Annotated in this window: 15 protein-coding genes; 9 read left to right on the forward strand and 6 right to left on the reverse strand. The window is 71.1% G+C overall.

Features of this window, described 5'->3' with window-relative positions; genetic code table 11:
- Nucleotides 1-57 precede the first annotated feature (57 nt).
- From mrdA to ACFU97_RS29765, 4 genes are all read left to right on the forward strand, one after another.
- Nucleotides 58-2,313 carry a penicillin-binding protein 2 gene (gene mrdA / locus ACFU97_RS29750; protein WP_384262606.1) on the forward strand — a complete coding sequence of 752 codons (2,256 nt, stop codon included), beginning with the start codon at nucleotides 58-60 and terminating at the stop codon, nucleotides 2,311-2,313.
- Nucleotides 2,310-3,506 carry a rod shape-determining protein RodA gene (rodA, locus tag ACFU97_RS29755; RefSeq protein WP_384262608.1) on the forward strand — a complete coding sequence of 399 codons (1,197 nt, stop codon included), beginning with the start codon at nucleotides 2,310-2,312 and terminating at the stop codon, nucleotides 3,504-3,506. Before mrdA ends, rodA begins: the two co-directional genes overlap by 4 nt.
- Nucleotides 3,507-3,592: 86 nt before the next feature.
- The gene (locus ACFU97_RS29760; RefSeq protein ID WP_384262610.1) at nucleotides 3,593-5,182 is read left to right on the forward strand and encodes a CHAD domain-containing protein; all 1,590 of its coding nucleotides are present in this window, start codon (nucleotides 3,593-3,595) and stop codon (nucleotides 5,180-5,182) included.
- Between the two features lie 522 nt (nucleotides 5,183-5,704).
- Nucleotides 5,705-7,684, forward strand: a complete 1,980-nt coding sequence (locus ACFU97_RS29765) for a TIGR03960 family B12-binding radical SAM protein (protein ID WP_384262612.1) — start codon at nucleotides 5,705-5,707, stop codon at nucleotides 7,682-7,684.
- Between the two features lie 32 nt (nucleotides 7,685-7,716).
- Here ACFU97_RS29765 and ACFU97_RS29770 read toward each other — a convergent pair whose 3' ends face one another.
- The gene (locus tag ACFU97_RS29770; protein ID WP_384262614.1) at nucleotides 7,717-8,499 is read right to left on the reverse strand and encodes a hypothetical protein; all 783 of its coding nucleotides are present in this window, start codon (nucleotides 8,497-8,499) and stop codon (nucleotides 7,717-7,719) included.
- 62 nt (nucleotides 8,500-8,561) lie between these two features.
- Entirely contained in the window at nucleotides 8,562-9,902 is a 1,341-nt protein-coding gene (locus ACFU97_RS29775) for an FAD-dependent oxidoreductase (protein WP_384262617.1), read from the reverse strand.
- Nucleotides 9,903-10,030: 128 nt separating this feature from the next.
- On the opposite strand from ACFU97_RS29775, the gene ACFU97_RS29780 reads away from it, so the two are divergent.
- The gene (locus tag ACFU97_RS29780) at nucleotides 10,031-10,420 is read left to right on the forward strand and encodes an ArsR/SmtB family transcription factor (RefSeq protein WP_384262620.1); all 390 of its coding nucleotides are present in this window, start codon (nucleotides 10,031-10,033) and stop codon (nucleotides 10,418-10,420) included.
- On the opposite strand, the gene ACFU97_RS29785 is transcribed toward ACFU97_RS29780, so the two are convergent.
- Genes ACFU97_RS29785 through ACFU97_RS29795 form a run of 3 tightly spaced genes read right to left on the reverse strand, consistent with a single transcriptional unit; the run spans nucleotide 10,413 to nucleotide 12,587 of the window.
- Nucleotides 10,413-11,468, reverse strand: a complete 1,056-nt coding sequence (locus ACFU97_RS29785) for an ArsO family NAD(P)H-dependent flavin-containing monooxygenase (protein ID WP_384262622.1) — start codon at nucleotides 11,466-11,468, stop codon at nucleotides 10,413-10,415. The genes ACFU97_RS29780 and ACFU97_RS29785 overlap by 8 nt on opposite strands.
- Nucleotides 11,465-12,235 (reverse strand): aquaporin, encoded by a 771-nt coding sequence (locus tag ACFU97_RS29790; RefSeq protein ID WP_384262624.1) that lies wholly within the window; start codon nucleotides 12,233-12,235, stop codon nucleotides 11,465-11,467. The genes ACFU97_RS29785 and ACFU97_RS29790 overlap by 4 nt, the downstream gene beginning before the upstream one ends.
- Before the next feature lie 43 nt (nucleotides 12,236-12,278).
- Nucleotides 12,279-12,587 carry an ArsR/SmtB family transcription factor gene (locus ACFU97_RS29795; RefSeq protein WP_384262626.1) on the reverse strand — a complete coding sequence of 103 codons (309 nt, stop codon included), beginning with the start codon at nucleotides 12,585-12,587 and terminating at the stop codon, nucleotides 12,279-12,281.
- A gap of 161 nt (nucleotides 12,588-12,748) precedes the next feature.
- On the opposite strand from ACFU97_RS29795, the gene ACFU97_RS29800 reads away from it, so the two are divergent.
- From ACFU97_RS29800 to ACFU97_RS29815, 4 genes are all read left to right on the forward strand, one after another.
- Nucleotides 12,749-13,162, forward strand: coding sequence for an arsenate reductase ArsC (locus tag ACFU97_RS29800; RefSeq protein ID WP_384262628.1), 414 nt, complete (start codon nucleotides 12,749-12,751; stop codon nucleotides 13,160-13,162).
- A gap of 271 nt (nucleotides 13,163-13,433) precedes the next feature.
- Nucleotides 13,434-13,622 (forward strand): hypothetical protein, encoded by a 189-nt coding sequence (locus ACFU97_RS29805; RefSeq protein WP_384262630.1) that lies wholly within the window; start codon nucleotides 13,434-13,436, stop codon nucleotides 13,620-13,622.
- The gene (locus tag ACFU97_RS29810) at nucleotides 13,619-14,284 is read left to right on the forward strand and encodes a cytochrome b N-terminal domain-containing protein (protein ID WP_384262632.1); all 666 of its coding nucleotides are present in this window, start codon (nucleotides 13,619-13,621) and stop codon (nucleotides 14,282-14,284) included. The genes ACFU97_RS29805 and ACFU97_RS29810 overlap by 4 nt, the downstream gene beginning before the upstream one ends.
- Nucleotides 14,281-15,234 carry a hypothetical protein gene (locus ACFU97_RS29815; protein WP_384262634.1) on the forward strand — a complete coding sequence of 318 codons (954 nt, stop codon included), beginning with the start codon at nucleotides 14,281-14,283 and terminating at the stop codon, nucleotides 15,232-15,234. The genes ACFU97_RS29810 and ACFU97_RS29815 overlap by 4 nt, the downstream gene beginning before the upstream one ends.
- 54 nt (nucleotides 15,235-15,288) lie before the next feature.
- On the opposite strand, the gene ACFU97_RS29820 is transcribed toward ACFU97_RS29815, so the two are convergent.
- Entirely contained in the window at nucleotides 15,289-15,660 is a 372-nt protein-coding gene (locus tag ACFU97_RS29820; RefSeq protein ID WP_384262636.1) for a winged helix-turn-helix transcriptional regulator, read from the reverse strand.
- Nucleotides 15,661-15,879 lie beyond the last annotated feature (219 nt).

Consider the following 15,879-nt stretch of genomic DNA (forward strand, 5'->3'; position numbering starts at 1 on the left):
GTTCACAGGTCCGTCGGATATGACACGTACACACACTGAGAGGGGGAGGCAGCCGCAGTGACCAACATCCCCGAGACCGGGCGGACCCCACGGGTCCAGATCCGACTCGTCGTCATCCAGATTCTCGTCCTCTCCCTGCTCGGGACCCTCGGCGGCCGGCTGTGGTACCTGCAGATCCGTGAGGGCTCGGCCTACGCCAAGGAGGCGTCCGGCAACCACGTCCAGCAGGTCGTCGAGCCCGCCGTGCGCGGCTCGATCCTGGACGCGCGGGGCGTCCCGCTCGCCGACAACGAGACCCGTCTGGTGGTCTCCGCCTCCCGCACCGACCTGCTGAAGATGAAGGACGACGGCAAGGCCGTCCTGACCAAGCTGGCCGGCGTCCTCGGCATGAAGCCCACGGAGGTCATGCAGCGGGTCCGGCTGTGCGACGCCAAGACGCCGCAGCCGTGCTGGAACGGCTCGCCCTACCAGCCGATCCCCATCACCGACGAGGCGACGCCCCGCCAGGCCATGCAGATCCGCGAGCGCTCCGAGGACTTCCCCGGCATCACCGCCGAGCCCGAGGCGCTGCGCCGCTACCCGGCCCCCGGCAAGGCCAACACCTCCCAGGTCCTCGGCTACCTCTCGCCGGTCACCGACGAGGAGATCACCAAGGCCCAGGACACCGACTCGCCGTACCTGCGCTCCGACCAGGTCGGCCGCAGCGGACTGGAGCGCCAGTACGACAAGGAGCTGCGCGGCAAGGCCGGCGTCACCCGCTACGAGGTCGACAACCTCGGACGCGTCATCGGCAAGGCCAAGTCCGATCCCGCGCAGGCCGGTTCGAGCCTCGTCACCAGCATCGACTCCCGCGTCCAGCGCGTCGCCGAGTACGAGCTGGACAACGCGATGAAGATCGCCCGGACCCAGTACGACAAGGTCACCGGCGAGAAGTACAAGGCCGACTCGGGCGCCGTCGTCGTGATGGAGGCCAAGACCGGCCGCGTCGTCGCCATGGCGTCCGCGCCGACCTACGACCCGAACGTCTGGGTCGGCGGCATCTCCGCCAAGGACTACAAGCAGCTCACCGGCAAGGGCTCCGACTACCCGCTGCTCAATCGCGCCATACAGGGTCAGTCCGCGCCCGGTTCGACCTTCAAGGTGGTCTCCACGGCCGCCGCGGTCGAGGCCGGCTACGCCTGGGACGGCGGCTACCCCTGCACCAGCTCGTACTCGGTCGGCGGCCAGGTCTTCAAGAACTTCGAGGGCGAGAGCTTCGGCCCCATCTCGCTGGGCCGCGCGCTCGAGGTCTCCTGCGACACCGTCTTCTACGGCCTCGCCGACCGCGAGTGGAAGAAGGACGGCGGCATCAACCCGAAGAAGGGCCAGCCGAAGGACTACTTCTACAAGGCAGCCCACCAGTTCGGCCTCGGCAAGGAGACCGGCATCGACCTCCCGAACGAGGTCACCGGCCGCGTCCCGGACCGCCAGTGGAAGCTGGACTACTGGAAGGCCAACAAGGACGCCTGGTGCAAGTCCGGCAAGAAGAACGGCAGTTACGTCGAGAAGATCGCCTACGAGAACTGCCTCGAGGGCAACAAGATGCGCGAGGGCGACTCGATCAACTACTCCATCGGCCAGGGTGACACACTGCTCACCCCGATCCAGGAGGCGATGATCTACGGGGCGCTCGCCAACGGCGGCACCGAGTACGTGCCCACCATCGGCAAGGCGGTCATCAGCGCCGACGGCAGGACGGTCACGCCGATCAAGCCGAAGGTCAAGGCGAAGCTCCCGGTCAGCAAGGCCACCCTCAAGGGCATGGACAAGGCGCTCGCGGGCGTCATCACCAGCGGTACCGCCGCCTGGAAGTTCCAGGGCTGGCCGCAGGACAAGATCCCGCTGCACGCCAAGACCGGTACCGCGGAGGTCTACGGCAAGCAGACCACCTCGTGGCTGGCCACGTACTCCAAGGACTACACGGTCGTCATGACGATCGCCCAGGCCGGTACGGGTTCCGGCGCCTCCGGTGAGGCCGTGCGCAACATCTACAGCTCCCTCTACGGTGTTCAGGGCGACGGCTCGATCGACAAGAAGAAGGCGCTGCTGCCCACGCCGCAGAAGGGCCTGCCGAAGGTCAAGACGGACGGCACGATCGACTCCCCGAAGGTCGGCAAGGACCCGGTCAAGGACCTGAAGAAGGCCCAGGAGAAGGGCGCGGCCACCCAGGACGGGACCCAGCCGGCCGGGACCACGGCCTCGCCGACCGCGACGACGAACCGGAACACGCGCAGGCGGGCGCGCAGGCGCGGGAACCGGAGGATGCCCACATGACCGGCAACAGCTTCTCCGTCCCGGGGTACGGGCCCCAGCGGGCGGGCTGGACGCGGATCTTCGCCCGCGACTCGCTCGCCCGCAGGCTGGACTGGCCGATTCTGTTGGCGGCGGTCGCGCTGTCGCTGATCGGCACGGTCCTGGTCTACTCGGCGACCCGCAACCGCACCGAGATCAACCAGGGCGACCCGTACTACTTCCTGATCCGGCACCTCATGAACACCGGCATCGGGATCGCCCTGATGATCGGCACGGTCTGGATCGGCCACCGCGCTCTGCGCACCGCCATCCCGATCATGTACGGCCTCTCGGTCTTCCTGATCCTGATGGTGCTCACCCCGCTGGGCTCCACGGTCAACGGCGCGCACTCGTGGATCGTGCTCGGCGGCGGCTTCTCCCTCCAGCCCTCGGAGTTCGTGAAGATCACGATCATCCTGGGCATGGCGATGCTGCTGTCGGCACGGGTCGACGCGGGCGACAAGAAGTACCCCGACCACCGCACGGTCCTGCAGGCGCTGTGCCTGGCCGCCGTACCGATCCTGATCGTGCTGCTCATGCCCGACCTCGGGTCGGTCATGGTGATGGTGGTGATCATCCTCGGCGTGCTGCTCGCCTCCGGCGCCTCCAACCGCTGGGTCTTCGGCCTCATCACGGCGGGCGCCATCGGCGCGGTCGCCGTCTGGCAGCTGCACATCCTGGACGACTACCAGATCAACCGGTTCGCGGCCTTCGCCAACCCCGCGCTCGACCCGGCCGGCGTCGGCTACAACACCAACCAGGCCCGGATCGCGATCGGTTCGGGCGGTCTGACCGGCGCGGGCCTCTTCCACGGCTCGCAGACCACCGGCCAGTTCGTGCCCGAGCAGCAGACGGACTTCGTCTTCACGGTCGCCGGGGAGGAGCTCGGCTTCGTCGGCGCGGGACTGATCATCCTGCTCCTCGGTGTGATCCTGTGGCGGGCCTGCCGCATCGCCCGCGACTCGACGGAGTTGTACGGCACCATCGTCGCCGCCGGGATCGTCGCCTGGTTCGCCTTCCAGATCTTCGAGAACGTCGGCATGACCCTCGGCATCATGCCGGTCACGGGCCTGCCCCTGCCGTTCGTCTCGTACGGCGGCTCGTCGATGTTCGCCGTCTGGATGGCCGTGGGGCTGCTGCAGTCCATCAAGGCGCAGCGGCCCATGTCGGCGTAGTGCACCTGGTGTTGCGTGCGAGTTTGCCTGGGATTCGCCCCCGAGAGGCCCTGCCGCTGGGGGGCGAATCCCACTAGATTCAGGTCATGGCGGACACAAAGCGTGAGATCGAGCGGAAGTACGAGTCCGACGACAGCGGTCTGCCGGACCTGACCGGTGTGGCCGGGGTCGACGCGGTCGTGGACAAGGGTGTCGCGCACCTCGACGCGACGTACTACGACACCGCCGACGAGCGCCTCGCCGCCGCCGCCATCACGCTGCGTCGCCGCACCGGCGGCGCCGACGCGGGCTGGCACCTGAAGTTCCCGGTCGCCCCCGGTGTCCGCGACGAGATCCGCGCCCCGCTCTCCGACACCCTGCCGGGCAGCCTCGCCGGCCTGATCCGCTCCCGCGTCCGCGACGCCGAGCTGCTGCCCGTGGTCCGGCTGCTGTCCGACCGCGACATCCGCGACCTCGTCGACGCCGGGGGCCGGCTGCTCGCCGAGGTCAGCGTGGACGCCGTGCGCGCGGAGCGGCTCACCGGGGACGGCGGCGCCGCCCAGTGGACCGAGCTGGAGGTGGAGCTCGCCGACGGCGGCGACCCGGCCTTCCTCGACAAGGTCGACAAGCGGCTGCGCAAGGCGGGCGTACGGCCCTCGGGCTCGGCGTCGAAGCTGGCGCGTGCGCTGGCGGAGACGGCGCCGAGCACGCGTACGGAGAACGGCGAGGGGGCCGCGAAGAGCGGCAAGGCCGGCAAGAGCGGGAAAGCCGGGAAGGGCGAGAAGGGCGGGAAGAAGGCCGGGGGGCAGCAGGGGCCCGCGGCTCCCGAGACGGCCGGCGAACACGTCCTCGCCTACATCCGCGAGCAGCGGGACGCCCTCGTCGCGCTCGACCCTGCCGTACGGCAGGACGCGTACGACTCCGTGCACCGCATGCGCGTCGCCACCCGCCGTATGCGCAGCGCCTTCGGCTCGTACGCCAAGGTGCTGGACCGGACCGTCACCGACCCCGTCGGCGAGGAGCTGAAGTGGCTGGCCGGCGAGCTCGGCGTGGACCGGGACCAGGAGGTGCTGACCGAGCGCCTCACCGCGGCCCTGGACGAGCTGCCCCACACGCTGGTGTACGGCCCCGTCCGCACCCGCCTGCGCACCTGGATGCACGCCCGGCACGGCGGATCGCGGCGCCGGCTGATCGGGGTGCTGGACTCCGAGCGGTACCTGGCGCTGCTCGACAGCGTGGACGCGCTGGTCTCCGAGCCGCCGCTGCGCAAGGCGGCCGCCGGGAGTCCGGAGAAGGTGATCGGCAAGGCCGTACGCAAGGACTTCGGGAAGCTGGCCGGCCTGGTGGAGCAGGCCGTCGCCGCGGAGCCCGGCCCCGAGCGCGACCTCGCCCTGCACGAGGCGCGCAAGAAGGCCAAGCGCACGCGGTACTCGGCCGAGGCCGCCATCGCCTCCCTCGGCGACCCGGCGACCGCGCTGGCCAAGTCGATGAAGTCGCTCCAGAACCTGCTCGGCGACCACCAGGACAGCGTCATGACCCGCCAGACGCTGCGCGAACTGTCGGCGGCGGCGCACGCGGCGGGCGAGAACGTCTTCACCTACGGCCTCCTCTACGGCCGCGAGGAGGCCCACGCCGCGTCCGACGAGACGGAACTGCCGGGGGCCTGGAGCGAGGTCGTGGCGGGGATGAGGGTGTGAGGCGGGGGCGCGGGCGGGTCGGCTGATCGCGGCGCGCCGGGTCCGGGTTGGGCCGGCGGCGGTGGTTTGGGTGTGCGCGGGGGTCCGGGCGGCCTGCGGTGGACTGAGGTAGCGCAGCGATCCGGGCGGCCTGCAGGAGTTCGGGCGTGCCTGCGGTGGCCCGGGTGGCTCGCTGTGATCCGGGGGGATGCGTGGTGCGCCGAGCGTGCTTGTGGGGGTCTTGGGTCCCGCAGTGATCCTGGCGGCCTGCAAGGGAGTGGGTGGGCCTGCGGCGAGTCGGACGGTCGCGGCGGTCCAGGCGGCCCGCGGTGATCGGGTCGCGCAGGCGATGGTTCGGGCTGCGCGCGTCGGCCAGGCGGGTCCGCGGTGATCCGGGAGACCCACGGCGGGCCGCGGCGGTCCGGGTTCGGTCAGTCGCTCCGGGCGGTCGAGGCGTTCCTGGCGGTCGGGGTGGGTGTGCGGTCGCGTTAGGCTAGATGGTCACCCCTGTCAGTTCCGTCCAGCCCCCCGAAGGTTTGCGAGATGCCTGCCGAAGTCGCTGCGGCCGCAGAGTCCGTGTTCCCGCAGCTCGAAGCTCTGCTCCCGCATGTGCAGAAGCCGATCCAGTACGTCGGCGGAGAGCTCAACTCCACCGTCAAGCCGTGGGAGTCCTGCGACGTCCGCTGGGCGCTGATGTACCCGGACGCGTACGAGGTCGGGCTGCCCAACCAGGGCGTCATGATCCTCTACGAGGTCCTGAACGAGCAGGAGGGCGTCCTCGCCGAGCGCACCTACAGCGTGTGGCCGGACCTGGAGGCGCTGATGCGGGAGCACGGCGTCCCGCAGTTCACGGTGGACAGCCACCGCCCGGTGAAGGCCTTCGACGTCTTCGGCCTGTCCTTCTCCACCGAGCTGGGCTACACGAACATGCTCACGGCCCTGGACCTGGCCGGCATCCCCCTGGAGTCCAAGGACCGCACGATCGACGACCCGATCGTCCTCGCGGGCGGCCACGCCGCCTTCAACCCCGAGCCGATCGCGGACTTCATCGACGCGGCGATCATCGGCGACGGCGAGCAGGCCGTGCTCGACATGACCCGGATCATCAAGGAGTGGAAGGCGGAGGGCCGCCCCGGCGGCCGCGAGGAGGTCCTCTTCCGACTGGCGAAGACCGGCTCGGTCTACATCCCGGCGTTCTACGACGTCGAGTACCTCCCCGACGGCCGTATCGCCCGCGTGGTCCCCAACAAGTCGGGCGTCCCGTGGCGCGTGTCCAAGCACACGGTCATGGACCTGGACGAGTGGCCGTACCCCAAGCAGCCCCTCGTCCCGCTCGCCGAGACGGTTCACGAGCGCATGTCCGTCGAGATCTTCCGCGGCTGCACGCGCGGCTGCCGCTTCTGCCAGGCGGGCATGATCACCCGCCCGGTGCGCGAGCGCTCGATCACCGGCATCGGCGAGATGGTCGACAAGGGCCTGAAGGCGACCGGCTTCGAGGAGGTCGGCCTCCTCTCGCTCTCCTCGGCGGACCACTCGGAGATCGGCGACATCGCGAAGGGCCTCGCGGACCGGTACGAGGAAGACAAGATCGGTCTCTCCCTGCCGTCCACCCGCGTCGACGCCTTCAACGTCGACCTGGCGAACGAGCTCACGCGCAACGGCCGCCGCTCCGGCCTGACCTTCGCCCCCGAGGGCGGCTCCGAGCGCATGCGCAAGGTCATCAACAAGATGGTCTCGGAGGAGGACCTGATCCGGACCGTCGCCACCGCCTACGGCAACGGCTGGCGCCAGGTGAAGCTGTACTTCATGTGCGGCCTGCCGACGGAGACCGACGAGGACGTCCTGCAGATCGCCGACATGGCGATGAACGTCATCCAGAAGGGCCGCGAGGTCTCCGGCCAGGGCGACATCCGCTGCACCGTCTCCATCGGCGGCTTCGTCCCCAAGCCGCACACGCCCTTCCAGTGGGCGCCGCAGCTCTCGGCGGAGGAGACGGACGCCCGTCTGGAGAAGCTCCGCGACAAGATCCGCGGCGACAAGAAGTACGGCCGCTCCATCGGCTTCCGCTACCACGACGGCAAGCCGGGCATCGTCGAGGGCCTGCTCTCCCGCGGCGACCGCCGCATCGGCGCGGTCATCCGCGCGGTCTACGAGGACGGCGGCCGCTTCGACGGCTGGCGCGAGCACTTCTCCTACGACCGCTGGATGCAGTGCGCGGACAAGACGCTGCCCGCGTTCGGCGTGGACGTCGACTGGTACACGACGCGCGAGCGCACCTACGAGGAGGTCCTTCCCTGGGACCACCTCGACTCGGGCCTCGACAAGGACTGGCTCTGGGAGGACTGGCAGGACGCCCTCGACGAGACGGAGGTCGAGGACTGCCGCTGGACACCGTGCTTCGACTGCGGCGTCTGCCCGCAGATGGACACCCACATCCAGGTGGGCCCGACGGGCAAGAAGCTGCTGCCGCTGACGGTCAAGAACGCGGCACCGGCGCCCACGTCGAGCGGTCACGCGCACTGAGGTGAGCGAGGCGGTCGGTCCGGGGTGCGCCCTCAGTTGAGCTTGGGGTTCGTGCGGGTGCGTTCGTGTGCGGTGGGGTTCCGGACCTGCCAGGCCGCCTGGCCGATGGCCAGGATGCCGCGGGCAGGCAGCGGCACCTCGCCGATGCGGGGATTGCGGTCGAGACGGGTCGGGCGCCCGAGGTCGGTGCCGTCCAGGACGGCTCGGGCGTCGGCGACGTAGTACATCCGCCGGGGCATGAGCGTGCCGACGTGCCCGCTCGGCATCACCCCGGTCATCTGCAGTCTGCCCAGCCCGAGAGCGCGGGCCATCCGCTCGCGGCCTCGCACCAGCGTCCTCGCGCGCCAGCTCGCGAGGGGGAGCACCGTACTCATGGCGTTGAGCGCGGTGAGGACCGGTGTGGTGCGGGCGGAGAGCGTCCACTGCAGGGAGGGCGCGTCCATGGTGACGCGCAGCGAGGCGGGGCCCGTCCAGGTGAGACGGACGGCGGCGAAGCCGGTGGTTTCGCAGGCGGGCCCGTAATACCTGGGGCACGCGGTGTCGAGGCGCGGCCCGTCCACGTAGATGGACCAGGCGCCGCCGGGAGTGCGGTGCCATACGGTCCGGTACGGGCCGAAGGAGCTTTCCGGGAAGACGCGCAGCGCGAGCACGTGCCCGGAGTCGAAGGGCAGTCCGAAGACTCCCCAGCCCTTGGCGTACTCGTGGCCCGGCCACGGTGCCGATCCGCGAGCGACCGGCCGTTCCGACAGGCGCGACGCCAGATCGATCATGATGCCCACCTCGCTCGGGACCGATCCGGATCTCGAATCCAGCATGCCACCGCAGTGTGATGGGTGCGGGCCGGGTCGGTCGGGGCTCTCCCGCCCGCGCACCCGCCTCAGCAACCGCCGATCTGGAGGGTGGCCGGGGGCGCGCAGCAGCCTCCGCCTTCGCTGCCCCCAGCGGCCACCGGGTCGTCGTACAGGCCCGCGCCCCCGCACACCCCGGTTTCCGGCAGCGTGAGTTCGACGCGTTCGGCGGACTCGCGGTCGCCGGCGACGGCCGCGGCGACGGACCGGACCTGCTCGTAACCGGTCATGGCGAGGAAGGTCGGGGCGCGGCCGTAGGACTTCATGCCGACCAGGTAGACGTCCTGCTCCGGGTGGGAGAGCTCGTTCACGCCGTGCGGGTAGACGGTGCCGCAGGAGTGCACGTTGGGGTCGATGAGCGGGGCCAGCGCGGTCGGGGCCTGGAGGCGTTCGTCGAGGCCGAGGCGGACCTCGGAGAGGAAGGACAGGTCGGGTCGGAAGCCGGTCAGCACGATGACCTCGTCGACGGGGTCCAGGCGCCGGCCGTCCTCGGCGACCAGGACCAGCCGGTCGCCGTCGCGCTCCACGGCCTGGGTGCGGAAGCCGGTGACCGCATGCGCATGACCGGCCTCGACCGCGGCCTTGGCGCGCAGGCCCAGGGCGCCGCGCGCGGGGAGCTGGTCGGCGTCACCGCCGCCGTAGGTGCTCGCGCCGATGCCGCGGCGCAGGATCCACGCGGCGTGCGTGCCCGGCTCGTCCTCGGCCAGGTCGGCGAGGAAGGCGAGCGCGGTGAAGGCGGAGGCACCGGAGCCGACGACGGCAGTGCGCCTGCCCGCGTACCGGGCACGGACGGCGGAGTCCCTCAGGTCGGGGACGCGGTAGGAGACGTGGTCGGCCGCCGCCTTCTCGCCGAGGGCGGGCAGGCCGTCGGCGCCCATCGGGCCGGGGGTGGACCAGGTGCCGGAGGCGTCGATGACGGCGCGGGCGGTGAGGCGCTCCTCGCGCCCGCCGGAGGTCCGGACGTGGACGGTGAAGGGCTGCTGGTCGCGGTCGGCGTCGACGATCCGGTCCCGGCCCGCGCGGGCGACGCCGGTCACGGTGACGCCGTAGCGGACCCTGTCGCCGAGGACGTCGGCGAGGGGCTGGAGGTAACTCTCCGCCCAGTCACCGCCGTTGGGGTAGGTCGCGCCGTCGGGGCGGGACCAGCCGGTGGGGGCGAGGAGCTTTTCGGCGGCCGGGTCGGTGACCTCGGCCCACGGGGAGAAGAGGCGGACGTGCGCCCAGTCGCGTACGGCCGTACCGGCGGAGGGTCCGGCCTCCAGGACCAGCGGTTCGAGGCCGCGCTCGACGAGGTGAGCGGCGGCGGCCAGGCCGACGGGGCCGGCTCCGACGACCACGACGGGCAGCCGGTCGGTGGTGGGCGCGTTCACGGTGTTCCCCTTTGATTCGACGTCTGTCGATGTCTTGCGCGGCCCAGCATGACACTTGTATCGATGAGCGTCAACATAGACATTCATCTAATCAGTGACTCTGATTCGATGTGTGTCAACATAGACGTATGTCGAATACGAGGGTGCTGCCGCTGCTCGAACCCGAGGCGTCCAAGGCCGGGGCGCCCGAGGCCGTGGTGCCGTGCTGCCCGCCGGTGACCGAGCGGCAGTTCACGGCGGACGAGGCCGAAACGGCGGCGCGGATGTTCAAGGCGCTGGGCGATCCGGTGCGCCTGCGTCTGTTCACCGCGGTCGCCTCGCACGAGGGCGGCGAGGCGTGTGTCTGCGACATCTCCGACGTCGGCGTCTCCCAGCCGACCGTCTCCCACCACCTGAAGAAGCTCAAGGACGCCGGACTGCTGACGTCCGAGCGGCGCGGCACCTGGGTGTACTACCGGGTCGAGCCGTCGGTCCTGGCCGCGATGGGCAAGTTGCTGACGATCGCGCCGGTCAGGTGAGCAGCTCGGCGATCCCGCGGGCCGCGTCGCGTGCCGGTCGGCCGACGCCGATGAGGGTGGCGGAGGCGGGGCCGGTCCAGTCGCCGTGGCCGAGCAGGTGCAGGCGTGGCTCGCCCACCGCGCGCGTGCCGTCGATGGCGATGTGGCCGCGTGTGCCGCGGAGTTGGAGCGGGGCCAGGTGGGAGAGGGCGGGCCGGAAGCCGGTGCACCAGATGATCGCGTCGGCCTCGGCCCGGGTCCCGTCGGGCCATACGACACCGCCCGGGACGAGGTGGCTGAACATCGGGTTCGCGGCGAGCAGGCCGCGGTCGCGGGCTTCGCGGACAGCCGGTACGGCGACGATGTCGCCGAGTGAGGCGACGCCGCCGGTGTCGGTCCGGCCTTCGTCCAGGGCCCGGCGGCGGGCGGTGGCCGCGTCGAACAGGGCGCGGCCGTCGATGTCGTCGGACAGGTAGCGCGGCGGGCGCCGGGTCACCCAGGTCAGTTCGGTGTCGCGAGCGAGGTCGGCGGCGATCTGGGCGCCGGAGTTGCCTCCGCCCACCACGATCACCCGGCGGCCGGCGAAGTCCCGCGGGCCGCGGTACTCGACCGTGTGGAGCCGGCGGCCGCCGAAGACCTCGCGGCCGGGCACCGCGGGGATGAAGGGGCGCCACCACGTGCCGGTCGCGCTGATCACGGCGCGGGCGTGCCAGGTGCCCGAGTCGGTCTCCACGCGCAGGAGTTGACCGTCCCGGTGGACCCCGAGGACGCGGACCGGGCGTTCCACGGGGAGGCCGTACCGCTTCTCGTAGTCGGTGAGGTACTCCACCACGTGCTGTGCGTCGGGGTACTCCTGGCCGGCCTGGGTCGGCATGAGGCGGCCGGGCAGCGAGGAGTGGGCGGCCGGCGAGAACAGGTGCAGGGAGTCCCACATGTGCTGCCAGGCCCCGCCCGCCGTGGTCCCGGCGTCGAGGACGACGAAGTCGAGGCCCAGGCGGCGCAGGTGGTATCCGGCGGCGAGCCCGGACTGGCCGCCGCCGATCACCACCACCTGGGGCGTCCGGGTCACTCGGTGGCTTCCCGGACGGACGGGAAGACGAGAGCCACCAGCGCCAGTCCCACCACGGCGCCCACCAGTTGCATGCCGATGAAGCCCGCAAGGGAACCGGGCGCGATGCCCGCGAAGGTATCGCTGAAGGCGCGGCCGATGGTCACCGCGGGGTTGGCGAAGGACGTGGAGGAGGTGAACCAGTAGGCGGCGCCGATGTAGGAGGCCACGGCCACGGGGGCGAACCGGAGTCGGCCGGTGCGGGCCAGGCCGAAGATCATCAGGATCAGACCGGCCGTGGCCACGACCTCGCCGAGCAGCAGGTGGCCGGCGGACCGGTCGTGGGTGGACCACTGCACGAGCGGCCTGCCGAACATCGCGTCCGCCAGGATGGCGCCCGCGATCGCACCGGCGATCTGCGCGGGGACGTAGAGGGCCACCTCGCGGATCGTCACGCCGGGGCCGCCGCGCCGGTTCGTCCACCACTCGGCCAGGGTGACCACGGGGTTGAAGTGCGCGCCGGAGACCGGGCCGAGCAGGAGGATCAGGACGCCGAGGCCGAAGACGGTGGCCAGGGAGTTGGCCAGCAACTGCACCCCGACGTCCTTCGTGAGTGCGGTGGCCTGGATGCCGGACCCGACGACCACCGTGACCAGCGCCGCGGTGCCGATCAGTTCGGCGGCGGCGCGCGCGGCCGGCGGCCTGCGGGGCGGGGTGGCGCCCGGCGCGGGCTGCGCTGCGGCGTCCGGTGACACCGGATCCGCGGCGGACTCGTGGGTGGCGGTCAACAGGGACTCCTTGGTGCGGTCGCCGGGGCGGGGCGGCGGGGGATCAGGGGCAGGACCGCTTGTTGCCGGCGGCGGTCCGGGCGGACTCGGCCAGGTCGGCGAACTGGCCGGCGAGCGAGGCGATGACGTCGGCGCGCAGCTTGTAGTAGGTGAACCGGCCGCACGGCTCCGTCTCGACGACCCCGGCCTCGCGCAGCACTCTCAGGTGGTTGGAGAGGTTGGTCTGCCGGGCGCCGGTCTCCTCCACGAGGTGGGTGGTGCACAGGGTCTCCTGGGCGAGCAGGGTGACGATCCGGAGCCTGAGCGGGTCGGCCAGAACCCGGATCAGATCGGTGTCGACTGACGTCAGCATGCGCTGATACTGTCACATCAGTGGTGACTGATACCAGTGGCCGCTGATGCGTACGAGCCCTCCTCCGCCCCCGTGCGGGCGCGCGATCAAGCGAGAACGAGCGGGATCGAGCGAGTCGAGCGGGATCGAGCGACAACTAGAGAGATCAAGAGAGCCCTGTGATGTCCGACAAGCCCTCCGTGCTCTTCGTCTGCGTCCACAACGCGGGCCGTTCCCAGATGGCTGCCGCGTGGCTGGCCCACCTGGCCGGGGACCGGGTCGAGGTCCGCTCCGCCGGGTCCGACCCGGGCGACAAGGTCAACCCCGCCGCCGTCGAGGTGATGGCCGAGGCGGGCATCGACATCTCCGCCGAGGTGCCGAAGATCCTGACCGTGGACGCGGTCAGGGAGTCGGACGTGTGCATCACCATGGGCTGCGGCGACACCTGCCCGGTCTTCCCGGGCAAGCGGTACCTGGACTGGCAGCTGGACGACCCGGCCGGCCAGGGCGTGGAGGCGGTCCGCCCGATCCGGGACGAGATCGAACGCCGGGTCCGCGGCCTCCTCGCCGAACTCGGCGTACCGGCACAGCACTGACGGCCTGCCCAGCGCAGCTGTCTGCGGGGGAGAGGGGGAAGAGCTCCTGCCGTTGGCCGTGGTGGACGAGCAGGCCGTGGGCTCCCGCGGGTGTTCTGGGACGTCCGTGGCGCTCACCCGGGGCAGTCGTGTGGCTGACGGGGCGCCTGTTGCGTTCCTTGTGAAGTTCTGAGGGTTATTGAGCCGTTCGGCCCATGGTCCGGGTCGGGCGGCGGGCCGAGTGTCGTACGAGGCGCTTCACTTTCTCTCGGGCTTCGAGGGGAGCCGGCTCATGAACGGACATCCGTATTCCGGTGGGCACGCGCTCGCCGCGCCCATCGATCTCAACGGGACCGGCCACTACGTGCACTGGGGCGTGGTGCAGATCTCCGTCGCCAACCTCGTGGTCGTCGGGGTGATGCTGGTCGTCTTCGTGGCGGCCCTGCTCCTGCCCTTCCCCCGCGGACGGGGCCGGCGATGAGCGGGGTGCCGGAGACCGGCGGAGGGTGGACCGGTGCGGTACGGCGGCGGTCGGTGCGGGCACTGCCCCCGGACAAGCTGCTGCCGGACACGCAGCCCGCGTACATGGCGTCATGGATCTACGTCTTCGGGGTGCTCACCCTCGCCTCGCTGATCGTCGTCCTGGTCACCGGCGGGGTGCTGGCCCTGAAGGGGCCCGCGTGGTGGCACGTCTCGGACGCCGGCAAGTACGTGAACGGCCTGCACCTGTGGAGCGTCGAGCTGTTCATGTTCTTCATGGTCATCCACCTGTGGGGCAAGTTCTTCATGGCCGCCTGGCGCGGTCGGCGGGCGCTGACCTGGATCACGGGCGCGGTGTGCTTCTTCGCCTCGATCGGCACGGCCTTCACCGGCTACCTGGTCCAGCAGAACTTCGACTCCCAGTGGATCGCGGGGCAGGCCAAGGACGGGCTCAACTCGGTCGGCATCGGTGCCTTCTTCAACGTGCTGGACTTCGGCCAGATGCTGATGTGGCACATCGTCCTGCTGCCCTTCGTCCTGGTCCTGCTGGCGGGCTGGCACATCCTGCTGGTCCGGCTGCGCGGGATCGTGCCGCCGATCGACGCCACCCCGGATGCCACCCCGCCTCCCGAGGGCGGGACCACGCGGGAGGCGGCGTCATGAAACGGCGTACGAAGGCCCCTGTGCCCGATCCGTCCACCTTCCCAACCAGACGGTACGACCTGGTCAAGGAGTTCACGATCGCGCTGGTCGTGGTCGCGCTGCTCACCGCGGGCCTGGCCGCGCTGTTCTCGTCGCCCGACGTCAGGCCGGTGACGCTGGCCTCCTGGGCGAGGGCCGACGGCGGCGACTTCACGGCGTCCTCCGTGGCCGAACTCGGCGCTACCAGCGGCACGGCGCAGTACGGGCCGCCGTACAACAACACCCCGGATGCGGCGCAGAAGCTGGGACCGGTCGGGCTGCAGAGCACCGCGGGCGTCCGTATCCCGGTGGACACGGCGGACGACTTCGTCCTGGGCCCGCTGCGCAACGCCCCCGAGCCGCGTGCCGTCACCGCCGCCCTCGCCGCCTGGGACGCCGGCTCCGCCGCCCGGCACCAGGCCTGGACCGCCGCCTACTCCGACGCCCTGGCCAAGTCCGGCGGCGGTGTCCCGGCACAGGGGAACTACGGTCCCGTCCCCGTGCTCACCGCCCGTCTGCTCCAACTGGCGCGCGGCGGCGCGCTGGACGGCCAGCTCCGGGCGCAGGGCAAGTTCTACGAGACCGACTACACGCGCTCGCTGCTGTTCCTCTCCGACGGTTCCTACCTGGAGTCCCTGGCCCGCGCCCAGCATCTCGGCGGCGACCAGTGGGGGATGATGAACGAGACCGGGAACTTCCCGGGCCAGGCGTGGCTGTGGCTGTACACCTTCTGGTACCAGATCGAGCCCTTCAAGTCGTCCGGCAATGCCGACGCCCTGATCTGGGGCCTGATGGCCCTGCTCAGCCTGGTCCTGATCCTGGTCCCCTTCATCCCCGGAGTGCGCTCGATCCCACGCTGGACACGGGTGCACCGGCTGATCTGGCGCACGTACTACCGCGAACAGACCGCGGAACGCGGCCGACGGGAGTGATGCGGGAGGGAGTCGTACGGGCGGAAGCCGTACGGGCGTCACGACCGCCCCGGGCTATCCGAGGGCCTCGAACTCCTTCGTGGTCGTGTAGGTGCCCGTCGGCAGGTAGTCGCCCATCACCGCGCGCTCGTCGCCCTGGGTCGTGGTGTCCTGGGTCAGGCCGGCCGCCTTGTCGGCGTCGAAGACCGCCCGCAGCGTCATGACGACGGCCGACGGCGTGACGACCTCGCCGGGCCGGGGCTCGCCGAGCTGCCCGGTTCCCCGGCGCCCGACGGCCCAGATCGCCGGTTCGAGGTCGTGCCCGGCGGCGGTCAGCATGTTCGTGGAGATGCCCGGCAGGCCGTCGAGCAGGTCGCCGTAGCGCTGCGGCCGTACCGCGAGGCCGCGAATGATCAGCAGCGCCCACCGCTCGCCCACCGGCTCCATCGCGCGAGCGAGCCCGCAGTACGGACGAGACGAGCGCGAGCGGAGGTCCGGCTGACCGGACCGGGCGCGGCCAGGCTCAACGAGGTCCGTCGGACCCGCCCGGCCGGGGGGGCTTCAGTCCAGGGGGCACCCGACGGGTCAGTGGAGGAACGTTGGGCACATGGACGCCACTGTGGGCCTTCCGCTTCTCTAACGGGTGGGGGTTTTTTCCGGAGTCCA

The sequence above is a fragment of the Streptomyces sp. NPDC057616 genome (assembly GCF_042800575.1).
In the GTDB taxonomy this organism is placed as follows: domain Bacteria; phylum Actinomycetota; class Actinomycetes; order Streptomycetales; family Streptomycetaceae; genus Streptomyces.